This window comes from Nocardiopsis sp. CC223A, assembly GCF_030766825.1.
GTDB lineage: Bacteria > Actinomycetota > Actinomycetes > Streptosporangiales > Streptosporangiaceae > Nocardiopsis.
In genome coordinates this window covers 24,952-40,553 of record NZ_JASFDV010000067.1, presented here as the reverse complement: position 1 = coordinate 40,553, position 15,602 = coordinate 24,952, and the positions used below count along the sequence as shown (strand labels likewise).

The following is a 15,602-nucleotide window of genomic DNA, read 5'->3' as shown; positions in this document are numbered from 1 at the left end:
CCACGCGGGTGACGCCCGCCGCGGCCCAGGACCAGGGGGCGACCTCGGTCCTGGGGCAGGGCGGGCGGCAGGGGTACGCGCCCACGCGGCAGTACGGGGCCGCGCAGCCGCAGCAGGGGTACGGCGCGGCGCAGCAGGGCTACGACGCCACCCGGCAGATGCCCGCCCAGGGCCGGGGGTACGGTTCCCCGACGTCCGCCCAGGGCGGGGAGGACCCCTACGCCGACCTGTACGGGGGGCGGCGCGGGGCGCCGGAGGCCGAGGCCGAGGAGCTGCGTCGCCGCGAGTACGACCGCCACCAGGAGCAGTTGCGCGCCCGGCAGGAACACCAGGAGCAGGAGCGCCGCCGCCAGGAGGAGTACGCGGCGCAGCAGCGGCGCCGTCACGAGGAGCAGGTGGAGCACCAGCGCCGCCAGGAGGCCGACCGGGCCCACCGCGAGCGGGTGCGCGCCGAGCAGGAGGCGGCGCGCCGGGCGCAGGCCGAGGCCCGCGAGGCGGGGCGGCCGAGCCTGTGGAGCTTCGCCAAGCTGCTGCCGCTGCTGATCCTGCCGTTCATCCAGATCCCACTGGGGTACGGGGCGGCGCTGGCGTGGGCGTGGTTCACCACCGAGACCGACCTGTGGAACGGCACGGCCTTCTCGTTCGAGCCCCTGTCGATGGACGGGTTCTGGCACGCGACGATGCTGGGCTACTTCATCCTCAACAACCTGGTGTCGCTGGAGTTCCTGGTGCGGTCGGTGCGGACCTCGTTCGTGACCGGGGCGGTGTTGGCGCTGGGTGTGATCGCGGCGACCAACGGGCTGCTGTACAGCTTCGGCTTCTGGGGCTGACTGGCGCTAGCCGCGGACCCCGGCGGGCCGGACCGGCCGGTCGGGGTCGATGCGGTGGGCGAACACCTCGCGGTGCGGGTCGGTGCGGGCGACGGCTTTGAACACCAGGGGCAGGGCGAGGTCGCGCAGGAACGCGGTGACGGGGTTCCGCGCGAGTTTGAGGGAGCCCTGGCGGCGGCCGATGGCGACGACGCGTTCGACGCGGTCGCGGCGCAGGTGCTCGTAGGTGCTCAGGGCGTGGACGGGGTCGTCGATGTCGCGTAGGCACGAGGCCAGGACCAGGGCGTCCTCCAGGGCCTGGGAGGCGCCCTGTCCGCTGGAGGGGGCCATGGCGTGGGCGGCGTCGCCCAGCAGGCCGACACGGCCGCGGCTCCAGCGGGGCAGCGAGGCGATGTCATGGATGCCCGTCGGGGTGAAGGCGGCGGGGTCGGCGTGGGCCAGGGCGGCGGCGATGGCGGGGTCGTCGTCGGCGAACCGGTCCAGGACGTGGCGCTGCCAGCCGCCCGCGGGCTCAGCGGGCGCGGGGTCGGGGTGGGGCAGGTTGACGAACCACAGGGTGGTCCCCCCGCCGGTCTGGTGGCCGAGGAAGGCGCGGCGGCCGAAGACCATGCGGGTGGTGCCCTCGGGGGTGGCGGGCAGCAGGCCCGCGGGCAGGGAGCCGCCCAGGTTGAGCAGCCCGGTGTAGGCGGGCCGGGGCGCGGCGGGGTCCATGGTGCGGCGGACGGGGGAGTGGATGCCGTCGGCGCCGATGAGGACGTCGCCCCGGGCGGTGCCGCCGTCGGCGAAGGCGACGGTGACGTGGTCGCCGTGGTCGGTGTGGGAGACCAGGCGCTTGCCGTAGGCGACGGGGACCCCGGCCCGTGCGGCGGCGTCGGCCAGGACGGTCTGTAGGCGGCCGCGGGTGATGGTGCGGGTGCGCAGGTGCTCTCCCTGGGCGGTGGAGCCGTCGCTGAGGCGGCCCAGGACGCGGCCGCGGCCGTTGGTGAACTCGATGGTGTCGCTGGGGAAGGCGGAGCGGGCGATGACGTCCTCGCCCGCGCCCAGGGCGTGCAGGGCGGCGAGTCCGTTGGGGGCCAGCCCCAGGTGGGAGCCGAGGGAGGCGGCGGGGCCCGGGTGGGCCTCGAAGGTGCGGACGTCGATGCCGGCCCGGTGCAGGGCCAGGGCCAGTGCGGGGCCGCCGATGCCGCCGCCGCTGATGAGAACGCGCATGATGGTCTCCTGTGAGCGACAATATTATTTCGTTCGGTCGAACGAAATATATTCGGAGGGGTCGACGCAGTCAAGGGCGCGGCGCCCCACGGGCGTGCGGAAGAGTCGGCGGAACGGAGAAGGCATGGATCGGGACAGGGCGCTGCGCGAGGTCGAGCAGGCCGGACGGGAGCTCTCCGCGGCCGCGGTGATGTTCCACACCGCCGTGGGCGAGCGCCTGGGCATCGGTCCCAGCGACTGGAAGATGCTGGACCTGCTGGAACGGCACGGTCCCTGCACCGCCGGGGAACTCGTCCGCCACTCCGGGCTGGCCCCCGCCTCGGTGACCGGCGTCCTGGACCGGCTCCAGCGCCGCGGCCTGATCACCCGCGGCAGGGACGAGAGCGACCGCCGCCGGGTCGTGGTCACCCTCACCGGCGTTCCCACCGAGCGCGCCGAGGAGGTGTTCGGCCCCCTCATGCGCGAACTCGGCGCGGTCCACGCCGACTACGACGCCGACCAGCTCGCCCTCATCGCCGGGTACCTCACCCGGGCCGCCGCCGCCCAGACCCGCGCCACCGCCGAGGTCGCCGGCGGCGCGGAGCCCGCAGGGGAGGCCTCAGGCGGGTAGGGTGCCGCTCTCGCGCAGCAGCGCGTGGGCGCGCCCGATGGCCCGCGGGGTGGTGTCCAGGACCAGCCCGCGGGCGTACAGGTCCTCGATCGCGGCCTGGGAGCGCAGCGCCCGCTCGTGGTCGGGGCGCACCTCCGACGGCACGGCGAGTCGCCGGGAGAGGTCGGAGGGTTCGCCCCCGGTGTCGGCGAGCAGGTCGCGCACCGGCGCGGGCCGTCCCGGAGCGGTTCCGGCACGCGGATGCGCACGGGGCGGCCGAACACGCGGAAGAACCCGGCCCCGGCCCGGTGGAGCGGACGGTGCACGGGCGGTCCTCGGGCGGGCCGCGCGGGATCGTCACCACCTCATGGTCATATGAGGAATTCTGCACGCCGTCATATCGCAGGGCGAAGGGCGGGACCGTGGGAACCCCCGGTCGGCAGGGGGTCCCGACCGGGGGTGTGGGCGGTCTCACACGGTCAGACGCGAGCGGGCAGGCCCTCGATCTCGGTGACACGGTGGTGGACCGGGCGGCTGAGCTCGGCCGCCGAGCAGGTGGTGGGGCAGGCCGCCCCCTCCTCCCGGGCGACGGAGACCGTGTACAGGCCCCGGTCGTGGCCCAGGGTGACGCGGACGCCGTCGGGGGTGTCCTCCTCGCCCAGGTGGGTGATCTCGTCGGTGCCGACGGTGCCCAGGCGCATGCGCAGCGCCGCCTCGGCGGCCTGGACGGCGGAGGAGTCGCTGCACCGGCCGCGGAAGTTGGCGGGGACGATGCGGCCGCCCTCCAGTGCGGTGACGGTGTCCACGGCCGAGGCGGGGTCCAGGCGGCCGAAGTAGGCGCCCTGGGGCAGGGCGACCAGGTTGGCGGCGAACCGGTCGCCGCCCACATGGGTGGTCTCCCACACCTCGGCGTCGGTGCCGGCCAGGGCGGCGGCCACCGGGCGGCCCAGGACCGCGCAGCAGGGGTCCTTCTTGGCGTGGGTGCAGACCAGGTACAGGGTGTGGTCGACGGGGGTGCCCAGGTCCGGCGGTTCGGGCCGCTCGGCGGCGGTGACGTCGATGTCCAGCAGCTCGGCCTGGTCGGTGAAGTCGAAGCGGCGCACCCAGGGGGAGGTGCGGCTGACGTGGGCCAGGTAGGCGCGGCGCGGACCACCGGTGCCACGACCGGCACCGGGGCGCTTGATGAGCTGCGGTTTGACGTCGTGGCCGGTGATCTGCGCGGCCAGGGCGGAGACGACGCCCTTGTCCAGCCCGGGGCTGGTGAAGGTGGGGTTGCGCCAGGGGCCGGGGTGTTCGATGAGCAGCCATCCGACGGTGCGTCCGGCCGTTCCGGCGATCTGCTCGCCGGTGTAGCGGGCCAGGGCCGAGCAGCCCCGGCTGCCGTCCGGGGCGGTGGGTAGGCGCACGGGTCGGTCCAATCGGGCGGGAGAGTGCATACGGGCGCGCGAGGTGCCCGGGACGTGCCCGGACACGTTCGCGCGCCGAGGTTAGGTTAGCCTACCCAAGCCGCCGTCGGTGTCGGTGGGCCCCGTGTCGGGCGTGTCCGTGCCGAGCATGTGGATCAGCGCGTCGCGGGAGGCGGCCACGTGGGCCTCGGCACAGCGCCCGGCGGCGTCGGCCTCGCGCCGCCGGATCAGGTCGACCAGGGTGCGGTGCTCCTCCACCGAGTCCCGGCGGTAGTGCGGGTGGCAGCGGCGTATGCGGGTGAGCTGGAACAGGTGGACCGGGGAGCGCAGCGTCCACCAGGCGCGCACCAGGCGGGTGTTGGCGGCGATCTCGTAGAGGAGGTCGTGGAAGCCCAGGTCCAGGCGGAGCAGCTCGGCGGCGTCGGCGTCGTCGGACAGCGCCCGGTCCAGGGCGTCGACCAGGTCGGACAGCTCGGCCAGGTGGGTGTCGGTGACACGTGTGGCGGCGCGGTGGGCGGCCAGGCGCTCCAGTGCTCCGCGCACGGTGTAGACCTCGTCGACGTCGGCCGGGGTGAGTTCGATGACGCGGGCGCCGCGGTGCCACTCGCTGACGACCAGGCCGTCGCGCTCCAGCAGCGCCAGCCCCTCGCGGACGGAGCCGCGGCTGACGTCCAGCCGGGTGGCCAGGTCGACCTCGCGCAGCGGTGCGCCGGGGGGCAGGGTGCCCTGGAGGATGGACTCGCGGATACGGTCGGCCGCCTCGTGGGCGAGCCCGCGCCGCCGGGCCCTGCGCATGCGCCTCCTCGGATGACGGGGTGGTCGGGTGCTGGGAAAGTGTAGGGCGCACGCAGTGGAAAGTGAGAACCGTTCGGGTCTCGGTACGGTTGCGGGCGATCCCGTTCCGCCACCGTTTTGTTGACATTCGGACAAGTTACGGCCGACTATGGGGCGCGCGGCCGCCGCGGTCCGGATACCGTCCTGATCCGGAACACGGCGGCCGCGCCGTGCGCTCAGGACGGCGCGGAGATCCCGCCATCGCTGTGCAGCAACTGCCCGTTGACCCACCCGCCGCGCGGCGAGCACAGGAATTCGACCAGGTCGGCGGTGTCCTCAGGGGTGCCGATGCGGCCCAGCGGGGTGTGCCCGGCCAGCTCCTCCTTCAGCCCGGGGGCCATCCACCCGGTGTCGACCGGCCCCGGGTTCACCGCGTTGGCGCACACGCCCAGGTGGGCCAGCTCCCGGGCGGCGGCGGTGACGACCCGGTCCAGCGCCCCCTTGCTCGCTCCGTAGGGCAGGTTGCCGACGGTGTGGTCGCTGGTCAGCGCGACGATCCGGCCGGACCCGCGGGGCGCTGTGAAGGCGCCGGCGAAGGCGCGCACCAGCAGCCAGGAGGCGCGGGTGTTGACCGCGAAGTGCCGGTCGAAGGACTCCACATCGGTGTCCGGCAGCGAGGAGTCCACCGACTCGCAGTGGCACAGGACCAGGGCGGTGGGCGCGCCCAGCTCGGCGGTGACCCGCGCCACGACCCGGTCCGGGACCGCGGGGTCGGCGAGGTCGGCCTCCAGGGCCAGGTGGGCGGCCCCGCGTTCGGCCAGGGCCGCGCGGATCCGCGCGGTGGCGCCGGGCTCGGCGCCCCAGGGCATCCGGGCATCGTAGGGGGTCCAGTGGGTGAAGGCGATGTCCCAGCCGGCCCCGGCCAGGCGCAGGGCGATCGCGGCGCCGATGCCGCGGGTGCGGCCCACCCCGGTGACCAGGGCCACGGGGCGTGCGGTCGGGGAACCCTCGGTTCGTGTCATGGCGGCCATCGTGGTGGCGGCCCCCGCGCCGGGCAAGGGGTTTTCGCCGGTCGGACCGTCGGGTCAGCCGGTCAGGTCGGGGATCAGCCGCGGCCCGTGCCGGCGCACGTGGGCGAGGAACGTCGCCACGGCCGGGGGCGTGTAGCCGCCGCCGGAGCCCTGGACCGGGTGCACCACTCCGATCGGCCGCACCGCACCCGGGTCGGCCAGGGCCAGTTCCACCGTGCCCGGCAGCGGACCGCGCGGGCGCGCGGGCAGCACCGACACCCCCAGCCCGGCGCCGACCAGCCCGCGGGCGGTGGCGATGTCGTCGGCCTCGAAGGCGACCTTCGGGGTCAGCGCCGCCCGGTCCGTGATCAGGTCGGTGAGGTGGCGCACCCCCCGGCCCGGCTTGAGCAGCACGAACTCCTCCGCGGCCACCTCGGTCAGGGCGATCTCGCGGTCGGCGGCGGCCAGCCGGTGGTGCTCGGGCACCACCAGGCGCAGCGCCTGGGTGTGCAGCACGGTCGAGGCCAGGCGCGGGTCGGCGGGCAGCGGCGAGGTCAGCGCCAGGTCGGCGCCGCCCTCGGCCAGGCGGCGCAGGGAGTCGGCCCAGGGCTCCTGGACCAGGGTGAAGCGCACGTCCGGGTGGGCGCGGCGGAAGCCCCGCAGCAGGGCGGGCACCACCTCCACGCCCAGCGTGGGCAGGAACGTGAGGCCGACCCGGCCCTGTCCGGCGTCGGTGAGTTCGCCCACCCCGCGGGCCAGGTCCGCCAGGGCCCGCTCCACGTGCGGCAGCAGCAGGCGGCCGGTGCGGGTCAGCCGCACCCCGCGTCCGGTGCGCTCGACCAGGGTGAGCCCGGTGTCCTCCTGAAGGCGGGCGATCGCCCTGCTCAGGGTGGGCTGGGGCATCCCCAGGGTCTCGGCGGCGCGGGTGACGTGCTCGGTGCGGGCCAGGGCGGCCAGCATGTGCAGGCGGGGGGCCAGCAGCCGGGTGATGCGGTCGGCGTCCTCGGATTCCATGCATTCCAGTATGGTTCAGGGCGCGTTCATGCATTGGACGTATGGTTCGGTCGGTTTCTAGCGTGAGCGGTATGGACACCGCGCACCCTGTCGACGACCGCCCCCGGGCCGGGACCTCCGCCTACCGGCGCACCGTGGTGGCGATGGTGGCCGTGGCCGTGGCGACCTTCGCCCAGCTGTGGTCGGTGCAGCCGGTGCTGCCGGAGCTGGCGGCGGACCTGGGGGAGTCGGCGGCGCGGGTGTCGCTGACGGTGTCGGCGGCCACCGGCGCGCTGGCGGGGTTCGCCCTGGTGTGGAGCGGGCTGGGGGACCGGTTCGGGCGTACCCGGGTGATCGCGGTGTCCCTGGCGGTGGCCACCCTGGTCGGCTGCGCGGCGCCCTTCGCCGGGGACCTGTGGCTGCTGGTGGCCCTGCGGGCGGTGCAGGGGGCGGCGCTGGGCGGGGTGCCCGCGGCGGCGGTGGCGCACCTGTCCGAGGTGCTGCACCCGGGCGACGCCGCCCGGGCGATCGGCGTGTACATCGCCGGGAACCCGCTGGGCGGGATGGGCGGGCGCCTGGTCTCGGGGTGGGCGGCCGCCGCCGGGGGCTGGCAGTGGGGGGTGGCGGCCTCCACCGCGGTGGGCGTCCTGGCCTGGCTGGTGTTCGTGTGCGCGCTGCCGCGCCGGACCCGCGGGACGCCCCGGGCCGGGGGCGGCGGGACCGGCGGCCCCTCCCGGTGGCGGGCGGCGCTGGCCACCCCGGGGATGGCCGCGCTGTACGCCCAGGCGCTGCTCCTCATGGGCGCGTTCATGACCGTGTACAACCTGCTGGGGTTCCGGCTGACGGGCGGGCCGTTCGGGCTGTCGCAGGCGGTGGCGTCCTCGCTCTTCGTCGCCTACACCGCGGGGATGGCCGGGTCGGCCTGGTCGGGGCGGGCCGGAGGCCGGTGGGGTCCCTACCGGGTGCTGGCGGTCTCGGCCGCGGTGATGGGCGCCGCGGCGGCGGTGCTGGCCGCACCCTGGCTGCCGGTGGTCGCGGTGGGGCTGGTGGTGTTCACGTTCGTGTTCTTCTGCGCGCACGCCACCGCCTCGGCCTGGGCGGCCCGGCGGGCCGGTGCGGGGCGGGCGCAGGCGTCGTCGGTGTACACGCTGGCCTACTACGTGGGGGCGAGCGTGCTGGGCTGGGTTGGCGGGCTCTTCTACGACCGCTGGGGGTGGGGCGCGGCTCTGGTGTTCGCCGGGGTGCTGTGCGCGTCGGCGCTGGTCGCGGGGCTGGGGCTGCGCTCGGAGAGGGAGGCCTTGCCCGGGGCCGGGGTGTCCTTGACCGGAACGGGGGGTGGTGCGGGGGAGCGTGGAGGGGACGGGCCGCCCAAAGTGGTTTAATATTCAACCAACTGGTAGTGAGAGAGGTGCCGAATGGACGTACGCCCGGCGGGGATCCACCACGTGACCGCCATCGCCACGGATCCGGCCGCCAACGCCGACTTCTACCGCAACGTCCTGGGCATGCGCCTGGTCAAGCGCACCGTCAACTTCGACGACCCCACCACGTACCACCTCTACTACGGGGACCGGGCGGGCAACCCCGGCACCGTCATGACGTTCTTCCCCTGGCCCGGGGCCCCGCGCGGGCGCCTGGGCGCCGGGCAGGCCACCGTCACCACCTTCTCCGTCCCCGAGGGGTCGCTGGGCTGGTGGGCCGACCACCTCAGGGCCCTGGACATCGACTTCACCCGGCCCGTCGAGCGCGGCGCCGAGGACGTGCTGTCCCTGCGCGACCCCGACGGCCTGGTCATCGAACTGGCGGCCTCCCCCGACCACCACGACACCGACCCCTGGGACGGCGGCGGCATCCCCGCCGACCGCGCCGTGCGCGGCATCCGCGCGGTCACCCTCACCGAGAACCGGGTCGAGGACACCGCCGCGATGCTCATCGACCAGCTGGGCTTCCGGTTGGAGGACGAGAGCGCCGACCGGACGCGCTTTCGCACCGCCGCCGCAGGCGACGGTGTGGGCACCATCGTCGACGTGCTCGCCCGGCCCGCCGCGGAACGCGGCCACGTGGCCGCCGGCACCGTCCACCACGTCGCCTACCGCGCACCCGACGGCCCCGTCCAGGCCTCCTGGCGCGAGGACCTCATCGCCCAGGGCGTGGGCGTGACCGAGATCCGCGACCGCAACTACTTCACCTCCATCTACTTCCGCGAACCCGGCGGGGTGCTGCTGGAGATCGCCACCGACGGGCCCGGCTTCGACTACGACGAGCCCCTGCTCGAACTGGGCCGCTCCCTGCGGCTGCCGCCGTGGTTGGAACCGGACCGCGAGGCCATCGCCGCGGCCCTGCCGCCCCTGGAGACCGGCCGGTGAGCGGGGTCGCCGACTTCGTCCACGTCGTCGAACCCGCCCGCCGGCCCCAGGCGCCCACCCTGCTGCTGCTCCACGGCACCGGCGCCGACGAGCACGACCTGCTCCCGCTGGGCCGGACCCTGGCCCCGGGCGCGGCCCTGCTCTCCCCGCGCGGCAGAGTGAACGAGAACGGGATGAACCGCTGGTTCCGGCGGCTGCGCGAAGGCGTCTTCGACGTCGAGGACGTCATCGCCCGCGCCGCCGAGCTGGCCGACTGGCTGCCCACGGCCCTGGACCGCCACGGCCTGGGCTCCCCGGTGGTGGCCGCCGGGTTCTCCAACGGCGCCAACATCGCCGCCGCCCTGATGCTCCTGCACCCGGACCTGCTGGACGGGGCGGTGCTGCTGGGCGCCGGATACCCGCTTCAGGGCCGCGAACCCGACCAGGTCGACCTGTCGGGGAGGGCGGCGTTCCTGGGCGTGGGGACGGCCGACCCGATCAGCACCCCCGACCAGGCCCGGCTGCTGGCCGACCACCTCACCGCCCTGGGCGCGCGGGTGGAGCTGCTGGAGCACCCGGGCGGGCACCGTGTCCCCCCGCAGGTGGTGACGGGCGCCCGCGCCTGGTTCGAGGGCCGCTACGGGCCGCACTAGACCACGGCGGCGCCCCCGGACCCGGGCGCCGCCGTCGGACGGGGTGCGGTGCGTCCCCGGACGCCCGCACCCCGCTAGACTTCGTGGGGAATCCCCCCTTATCTCCTCCCACCCACCCGCACATCCCCGCCTGAAAAGAACCCATGATCATCTCTCTCCTGCGGGGCCGGTGACCCGTGGACCCCGAGATCCTCGGCCTGCTGCTCCTGGTCGGCGTCGCCGCCGGATGGGTCGACGCCGTCGTCGGCGGCGGTGGCCTGCTGCTCCTGCCCGCCCTGCTGGTCGCCGCGCCCACCACCCCGCTGGCCACCCTGTTGGGCACCAACAAGCTCGGCGCGATCTTCGGCACCGCCTCGGCCGCCGTCGCCTTCGCCCGCAAGGTGCCCGTGGACCGCGCCGTCGTGGTGCCCACCGCGACCCTGGCCCTGTTGGGCGCGGGCGGCGGGGCGGCCATGGCCGCCGCCCTGACCACCGACGTCCTCAAACCCGTCATCATGGTCGTCCTGGCCGGGGTGGCGCTGCTGGTGTACCTGCGGCCCGCCATGGGCGCCGCCGAGGTCCCGGGCCGGCGCACCCGCAACCGCATGCTGGCCGCCGTCGCCCTGGCCGGGCTGGGGGTGGGCTTCTACGACGGGCTCATCGGGCCGGGTACCGGCGTGTTCCTCATCATCTCCCTGACCGCCGTGCTTGGCATGGACTTCGTGTCGGCCTCCGCCGCCGCCAAGATCGTCAACGTCTGCACCAACCTCGGCGCCCTCGCCGTGTTCGCGATCGGCGGCCACGTCGACTGGCTGCTGGGCCTGGGGCTGGCGGTGTGCACCGTCATCGGAGCCCAGATCGGCGCGCGCATGGCGCTCAAGCGCGGATCGGGGTTCGTCCGCGCCGTCCTGCTGGTGGTCATCGCCGGGCTGCTCGTCCGCATGGGGTGGGACATCTTCGGGTAAGGCCCGGCCCCCCGTGACCGGGAGCGGCCACGGGGAGCCGGGTGCGCCCGGCGGCCGTCCGAGAGGTGAGAAGGAATCCCCCTCTTGAGACGAATGGTGCGCCCATGTCCCCTCGCACGAACAGCCGCACGAGACCCCGCCGCCGGCCCGGGTGGCGGACCGGTACCCTCGCGGCCTTCGCCGCCGCCGCGGCCGCCCTCGCCCTGACCGCCTGCTCGGCCAACGCCGGACCCGACCGGGCGGGCCTGGAGTACGACGCGGGCGCCTTCTCCTCCACCACCTTCGACAGCTGCATCGAGCCCGGCAACCGTCAATACCACGGCCCCGGCGACGAGACGTACCTCTACCCCGCGGGGCAGCGCACCTTCGAGTTCTCCGGCGGCGACGCCTCCGAGATGGGCTCGGCCACGGTGGTGTCCCGGGACGACCTCGAACTCACCGTCACCGGGCTGGTGACGTTCAGCCTCAACATCGAGTGCGAGCAGCTCCGGGAGTTCCACGAGCGGCTGGGCCTGAAGTACACCGCCTACGAGGACGCGGGGTGGGTGGACCTGCTGCGCGACTACATCGGCCAGCCCCTCAACCGGGCCCTGGACGACGCCACCAAGGAGTACGCCTGGCGCGACCTGTACACCAGCGCCGACGCCAAGGCCGAGTGGGAGCAGAAGGTCGGTGACCTGACCTCGGCCTACATCGACGAGCAGGGCGGCGGCGAGTTCTTCTGCTCGCCCGTCTACACCGGTGACGGCGACGAGTGCGGCACCCCGCAGCTGACCATCCAGCAGCCCACTCCGCCCGAGGAGGTCCGCAACGCGCTGACCCTGGCCCAGGAGGCGGTGGAGATGACCACCGCCCAGGAGCAGGAGAACGAGCGGGTGGACAAGGAGCTGGAGGCGATCGAGGCGCTGGTGGAGGTGCTCGGCCCCGACGGCTACATCCTGTACCAGGCCCTCAAGGACGGGAAGGTCGACTTCCTGCCCATCCCCTACGGCAGCGGCGTCAACGTCACCCCGCGCGGCGGCGACTGAGCCCGGCGGACCGGCCGAGGGCACGGACGGTAAAGAACTGCTCACCTGCGGCGGGGTTTGTCCGCGCCCGTCGCCGGTGAGGTGGCAGGAGAGGCCCCGCTCCCGCGGCCGCGCACGCCCGGTGGCCGGCGGGCCCGGCCCGTCGGCGGGGGCCGGGTTCAGACGCGACCGGCCGGTCGCGGACGAAGGGGGGACACGATGACCGATCCGCCGCCGGTGGAGAACGAGCGGGGGCCGCTGGCCTCGCCGAAACCGTGGGTGGCCCTGGTCCTGCTGGTCGCGGTCGTGGTGTTCGTCGTGCAGAACCGGGAGCCCACCGAGATCCGGCTGTTGCTCGTCTCCGTGACCTCCCCGCTGTGGGTGACGCTGACGGCGGCCGTGGTGGTGGGCGGGGTCATCGGCTGGCTGCTGCGCCCCTCGGGGAGCACCCGCACCGGCCGGGCCGCCGCCCGCAAGGGCCGCTGACGGCGCGGGGCGTCGACGCCGTGGGCCCCGGGAACCCCCGGGGCCCACGGGCGTCTACAGGGCGGGTTCGGTCTCCCCGGTGAGCGCCGCGGTGGCCTCCTCGACGATGCGGTGGGCGGCGTGCAGGTTGGCGGCGCCCCACACGTCGTAGTCGAACCGGTACACCTGTCCGCCGCGCACCGCCGCCAGGTCGGACCAGATCCCGTCGGAGAACGTGTCGGGGGCGTCGGGGAACCCGGACCCGGCCAGCACGAAGATCACGTCGCCGTCGCCCCGGTCCAGGTTCTCGTACGACAGCGGGACGAAGTCGGTGTCGCCCTCGGGCTCGACCTGCCCCTCGGGGCGGGCCAGCCCCAGGTCGCCGATGACCTGTCCGGGGAAGGAGGCCGCGGTCTCCAGGCGGATCTCGGTGTCGCTCTGCAACCGCACCAGGGACACCTCCGTGTCCGGGTCCACCCCGGCCTCCCCGATCGCGGCCCGGGCCTCCCCGACGGCGGCGTCGTAGTCGGCGTCGGCCCGCTCGGCTTCGGCCTCCCGGCCCAGGACGGCGGCCACGTCGTGCAGGTGGGTGCGCCAGGACCCGGTGCCCTCCCACTCCAGCAGGACGGTGGGCGCGATCGCCGACAGCTCCGCCTCGATCGCGTCCTGCGCGCCCACCTGTGTGGACACCCCGATGATGAGGTCGGGCTCGGCCAGGGCCAGCGCCTCGATGTCGACGTCGTCCTCGGCGGGGGAGTTGGTGACCAGGTTCATCAGGCCGCCCTCGACGTCCCGGGGCAGGAACGGGGTCAGACCCTGGTCGGGGGCGCCGGGGGTGCCCATGGTGGCCACCGGGTGGTGGCCCAGCAGGGTCACGGCGGCCAGTGTCGGACGCCACAGGACGGCGATCCGCTGCGGGTCGGCGGGCACCTCGACGTCGCCGTCGGCGCCCTCCACCGTCCGGGTGTCGGTCCCCGCGGCGGGCGGGGCGGGTTCGGTGGCGGTGCAACCGGTCACCCCCAGGGCGAGGACCAGCACCGATGCCGCTAGGGTGGCGGTCGCGCCGGGCATGCGCGCCGAGGGTGGCCGAAGGCCGGTCCGGGGGCTGCGGGAGAAGTGCATGGGGGACCCTTCCGTGCGAGGACGACCCAGGTAAGGCTAACCTGTCCTGGTCGATCCGCGGTGGCGGGAACGGTCCGGTCCAGGACGCCCCGGGACGACGCCCACGATCACCTACACAGACGAACGGGGAAGCCGTGGCCTTGCGCGCGCCCACCCTTGCACCCCCCACACCGACCCGGCGCATCGTCCGGCCGGTCGGCCTGCTCGCGGCTCTGGGAGCCCTGGGGGTGTGCGTCCTGCTCAGCATCACCGTCGGCGCCAAACCCATCCCCGCCGCCGACGTCTGGGCCGCGCTGACCGCCTACGACGGGACCTACGACCACAACGTCATCCGCACCCTGCGCGTGCCGCGCACCATCATCGGTGTGTTCGTGGGTGCGGCGCTGGGCCTGGCCGGGGCGCTCATGCAGGCGCTCACCCGCAACCCCCTGGCCGAGCCGGGCATCCTGGGGATCAACTCCGGCGCCGCCGCCGCGGTGGTCGTGGCGGTGTTCGCGTTCGGGGCCGCCGGGTCGGCACTGATCTGGCCCGCCTTCCTGGGCGCCGCGCTGGCCTCGGTCGCCGTCTACCTGCTGGGCTCGCGCGGGCCGGCCAGCGCCACCCCGGTGCGGCTGGCACTGGCGGGCACCGCCGTGGCCGCGGTCCTCCAGGGCCTGATCTTCGGTGTGATCGTCCTCAACGACTTCGTGTTCGACCGCATCCGGTTCTGGCAGGTGGGCTCCCTGGTCGGCCGCGACCTGGAGATCTTCTGGCAGGTCGCCCCGTTCCTCATCGGGGGCGTGGTGCTGACCCTGCTGCTGGGCCCCTCCCTCAACGCCGTCGCCCTGGGCGACGACCTGGCGGCCTCCCTGGGCGCGCGCATCCCGACGATCCGCACCCTGACCGCGATCGCCGTGATCCTGCTGTGCGGGTCGGCGACCGCCTCCGCCGGGCCCATCTGGTTCGTGGGGCTGATCATCCCGCACGTGGCCCGTCTGGTCACCGGCCCCGACCAGCGGTGGCTGCTGCCCTACTCGGCGGTGTTCGGCGCGATCCTGCTCACCGCCGCCGACACCCTGGGCCGGGTCGTCGTCCCCGGCGCCGAACTGGAGGTCGGCATCATCACCGCGTTCGTCGGCGCCCCCCTGTTCATCGCCCTGGTCCGCAGCAGAAAGATGGCAGCCCTGTGAGCATCCTGACCCCGCCGCGCCCCCGCACCGGGGGCCGGCTCACCCCGCGCGGCGCCTTCGCCCTGCGCATCGGCGACCGCTTCTCGCTCCTGGTGCGGCCGCGCACGCTCGTCGTGGCGCTGCTCCTGGTCGCGGTGTCCGCGGCCGCCCTGGTCGTGTCGGTGTCGGTGGGCGACTACGAGATCCCCCTCGCCGCGGTACCCGCCGCCATCGCCGGTGTCGGCGAGCGCCTGGACGTGTTCTTCGTCCAGGGGGTGCGCCTGCCCCGGGCACTGACCGCCCTGGGGGTGGGCGCCGCCCTGGGACTGGCCGGGGCGGTCTTCCAGAGCCTGTCCCGCAACGCCCTGGGCAGCCCCGACATCATCGGGTTCACCAGCGGCGCGGCCACCGGCGCCGTCGCGGTCATCCTGGTGGTGGGCGGCGGCCGGCTCATGGTGTCCATGGGGGCCATCGCGGGCGGCCTGCTCACCGCAGCCGTCGTGTACCTGCTGGCCATGAAGAACGGCGTCCAGGGGTACCGGCTGGTGCTGGTCGGCATCGGTGTCTCGGCGATGCTGGGCGCGGTCCGCGACTACCTGCTGACCCGCGCCGAGCTCACCGACGCCATGAGCGCCCAGATCTGGATGATCGGCAGCCTCAACGCCCGCGGCTGGAGCGAGGTGATCGCCGTGTGGGTGTGCCTGGTGCTGCTGGGCCCGGTCCTGGTGTACCTCGGCGGGCAACTGAGGTTCATGGAGCTGGGCGACGACACCGCCCGCGCCCTGGGCGTGAACGCCCAGACCACGCAGGTGGCGGCGCTGGCCGCCGCCAGTGCGCTGACCGGCGCCGCGATCGCGGTCTCGGGCCCCATCGGGTTCGTGGCCCTGGCCGCCCCGCAGCTGGCCCGCCGCCTCAGCCGTACCGGCGGGACCACCTTCGTCGGCGCGGCGCTCATGGGCGCCGCCCTGCTGGCGGTGGCCGACCTGGTGGCGCTGCGCGCCCTGGCCCCCACCCAGCTGCCGGTCGGTGTGGTCACCGCCGTCATCGGCGGCAGCTACCTGATCTGGCTCCTGTACACCGAGTGGCGGCGCGGCCGCGCCTGAGCCC

The 15,602-nt window shown here is 74.8% G+C and carries 16 protein-coding genes and 1 pseudogene; 10 read left to right on the top strand and 7 right to left on the bottom strand.

Going from position 1 to position 15,602, the window contains the following annotated elements; genetic code table 11:
* Nucleotides 1-830: pseudogene (locus QJS33_RS23155) on the top strand (serine/threonine protein kinase); the annotation flags it as partial.
* Between the two features lie 6 nt (nt 831-836).
* On the opposite strand, the gene QJS33_RS23150 reads toward QJS33_RS23155, so the two are convergent.
* Nucleotides 837-2,039 (bottom strand): NAD(P)/FAD-dependent oxidoreductase, encoded by a 1,203-nt coding sequence (locus tag QJS33_RS23150; protein WP_306370157.1) that lies wholly within the window; start codon nt 2,037-2,039, stop codon nt 837-839.
* Nucleotides 2,040-2,163: 124 nt separating this feature from the next.
* Here QJS33_RS23150 and QJS33_RS23145 point away from each other — a divergent pair, with 124 nt between their 5' ends.
* Nucleotides 2,164-2,649 (top strand): MarR family winged helix-turn-helix transcriptional regulator, encoded by a 486-nt coding sequence (locus QJS33_RS23145; protein ID WP_306370156.1) that lies wholly within the window; start codon nt 2,164-2,166, stop codon nt 2,647-2,649.
* Here QJS33_RS23145 and QJS33_RS23140 read toward each other — a convergent pair.
* The 5 genes from QJS33_RS23140 to QJS33_RS23120 all read right to left on the bottom strand — a co-directional run bounded on the left by QJS33_RS23140 (nt 2,638) and on the right by QJS33_RS23120 (nt 6,832).
* A complete protein-coding gene (locus QJS33_RS23140) occupies nt 2,638-2,853 on the bottom strand; it encodes a hypothetical protein (RefSeq protein WP_306370155.1) in 216 nt (71 codons plus the stop codon). The genes QJS33_RS23145 and QJS33_RS23140 overlap by 12 nt on opposite strands.
* Nucleotides 2,854-3,107: 254 nt before the next feature.
* A complete protein-coding gene (locus QJS33_RS23135) occupies nt 3,108-4,034 on the bottom strand; it encodes a sucrase ferredoxin (protein ID WP_306370154.1) in 927 nt (308 codons plus the stop codon).
* Between the two features lie 81 nt (nt 4,035-4,115).
* Nucleotides 4,116-4,829, bottom strand: a complete 714-nt coding sequence (locus tag QJS33_RS23130) for a GntR family transcriptional regulator (protein WP_306370153.1) — start codon at nt 4,827-4,829, stop codon at nt 4,116-4,118.
* Between the two features lie 215 nt (nt 4,830-5,044).
* Complete coding sequence (locus QJS33_RS23125; protein ID WP_306370152.1) at nt 5,045-5,830, bottom strand: SDR family oxidoreductase; 786 nt, start codon at nt 5,828-5,830, stop codon at nt 5,045-5,047.
* Nucleotides 5,831-5,893: 63 nt separating this feature from the next.
* On the bottom strand, nt 5,894-6,832 hold the full coding sequence (locus QJS33_RS23120; RefSeq protein WP_306370151.1) for a LysR family transcriptional regulator: 939 nt from the start codon (nt 6,830-6,832) through the stop codon (nt 5,894-5,896).
* 71 nt (nt 6,833-6,903) lie between these two features.
* Between QJS33_RS23120 and QJS33_RS23115 the strand changes: the two genes are divergently transcribed.
* The 6 genes from QJS33_RS23115 (at nt 6,904) to QJS33_RS23090 (ending at nt 12,246) form a co-directional block, all read left to right on the top strand.
* On the top strand, nt 6,904-8,193 hold the full coding sequence (locus tag QJS33_RS23115) for an MFS transporter (protein WP_306370150.1): 1,290 nt from the start codon (nt 6,904-6,906) through the stop codon (nt 8,191-8,193).
* A gap of 33 nt (nt 8,194-8,226) precedes the next feature.
* Entirely contained in the window at nt 8,227-9,177 is a 951-nt protein-coding gene (locus tag QJS33_RS23110; protein ID WP_306370149.1) for a ring-cleaving dioxygenase, read from the top strand.
* A complete protein-coding gene (locus QJS33_RS23105; RefSeq protein WP_306370148.1) occupies nt 9,174-9,809 on the top strand; it encodes an alpha/beta hydrolase in 636 nt (211 codons plus the stop codon). The genes QJS33_RS23110 and QJS33_RS23105 overlap by 4 nt, the downstream gene beginning before the upstream one ends.
* A gap of 176 nt (nt 9,810-9,985) precedes the next feature.
* The gene (locus QJS33_RS23100) at nt 9,986-10,753 is read left to right on the top strand and encodes a TSUP family transporter (RefSeq protein ID WP_306370147.1); all 768 of its coding nucleotides are present in this window, start codon (nt 9,986-9,988) and stop codon (nt 10,751-10,753) included.
* A 104-nt stretch (nt 10,754-10,857) separates the two neighbouring features.
* Nucleotides 10,858-11,781 carry an SPFH domain-containing protein gene (locus QJS33_RS23095; RefSeq protein WP_306370145.1) on the top strand — a complete coding sequence of 308 codons (924 nt, stop codon included), beginning with the start codon at nt 10,858-10,860 and terminating at the stop codon, nt 11,779-11,781.
* Between the two features lie 198 nt (nt 11,782-11,979).
* Nucleotides 11,980-12,246: a LapA family protein gene (locus QJS33_RS23090; RefSeq protein ID WP_306370144.1), complete on the top strand. Its 267-nt coding sequence runs from the start codon at nt 11,980-11,982 to the stop codon at nt 12,244-12,246.
* Nucleotides 12,247-12,300: 54 nt separating this feature from the next.
* Here the strand turns inward: QJS33_RS23090 and QJS33_RS23085 are convergent, their stop codons facing one another.
* The gene (locus tag QJS33_RS23085) at nt 12,301-13,296 is read right to left on the bottom strand and encodes an iron-siderophore ABC transporter substrate-binding protein (protein WP_306370143.1); all 996 of its coding nucleotides are present in this window, start codon (nt 13,294-13,296) and stop codon (nt 12,301-12,303) included.
* A 185-nt stretch (nt 13,297-13,481) separates the two neighbouring features.
* Between QJS33_RS23085 and QJS33_RS23080 the strand changes: the two genes are divergently transcribed.
* Both QJS33_RS23080 and QJS33_RS23075 read left to right on the top strand, forming a co-directional pair.
* On the top strand, nt 13,482-14,516 hold the full coding sequence (locus QJS33_RS23080; protein ID WP_306370142.1) for an iron ABC transporter permease: 1,035 nt from the start codon (nt 13,482-13,484) through the stop codon (nt 14,514-14,516).
* A 5-nt stretch (nt 14,517-14,521) separates the two neighbouring features.
* Nucleotides 14,522-15,598 (top strand): iron chelate uptake ABC transporter family permease subunit, encoded by a 1,077-nt coding sequence (locus QJS33_RS23075; RefSeq protein ID WP_306370161.1) that lies wholly within the window; start codon nt 14,522-14,524, stop codon nt 15,596-15,598.
* Nucleotides 15,599-15,602: the final 4 nt, after the last annotated feature.

What these genes read in the sequence shown, in the direction of transcription:
- QJS33_RS23150 (WP_306370157.1), bottom strand. Translation starts at nt 2,039, where the DNA reads ATGCGCGTTCTCATCAGCGGCGGCGGCATCGGCGGCCCCGCACTGGCC.
- QJS33_RS23145 (WP_306370156.1), top strand. Translation starts at nt 2,164, where the DNA reads ATGGATCGGGACAGGGCGCTGCGCGAGGTCGAGCAGGCCGGACGGGAG.
- QJS33_RS23130 (WP_306370153.1), bottom strand. Translation starts at nt 4,829, where the DNA reads ATGCGCAGGGCCCGGCGGCGCGGGCTCGCCCACGAGGCGGCCGACCGT.
- QJS33_RS23125 (WP_306370152.1), bottom strand. Translation starts at nt 5,830, where the DNA reads ATGACACGAACCGAGGGTTCCCCGACCGCACGCCCCGTGGCCCTGGTC.
- QJS33_RS23120 (WP_306370151.1), bottom strand. Translation starts at nt 6,832, where the DNA reads ATGGAATCCGAGGACGCCGACCGCATCACCCGGCTGCTGGCCCCCCGC.
- QJS33_RS23115 (WP_306370150.1), top strand. Translation starts at nt 6,904, where the DNA reads ATGGACACCGCGCACCCTGTCGACGACCGCCCCCGGGCCGGGACCTCC.
- QJS33_RS23110 (WP_306370149.1), top strand. Translation starts at nt 8,227, where the DNA reads ATGGACGTACGCCCGGCGGGGATCCACCACGTGACCGCCATCGCCACG.
- QJS33_RS23095 (WP_306370145.1), top strand. Translation starts at nt 10,858, where the DNA reads ATGTCCCCTCGCACGAACAGCCGCACGAGACCCCGCCGCCGGCCCGGG.
- QJS33_RS23090 (WP_306370144.1), top strand. Translation starts at nt 11,980, where the DNA reads ATGACCGATCCGCCGCCGGTGGAGAACGAGCGGGGGCCGCTGGCCTCG.
- QJS33_RS23085 (WP_306370143.1), bottom strand. Translation starts at nt 13,296, where the DNA reads ATGCCCGGCGCGACCGCCACCCTAGCGGCATCGGTGCTGGTCCTCGCC.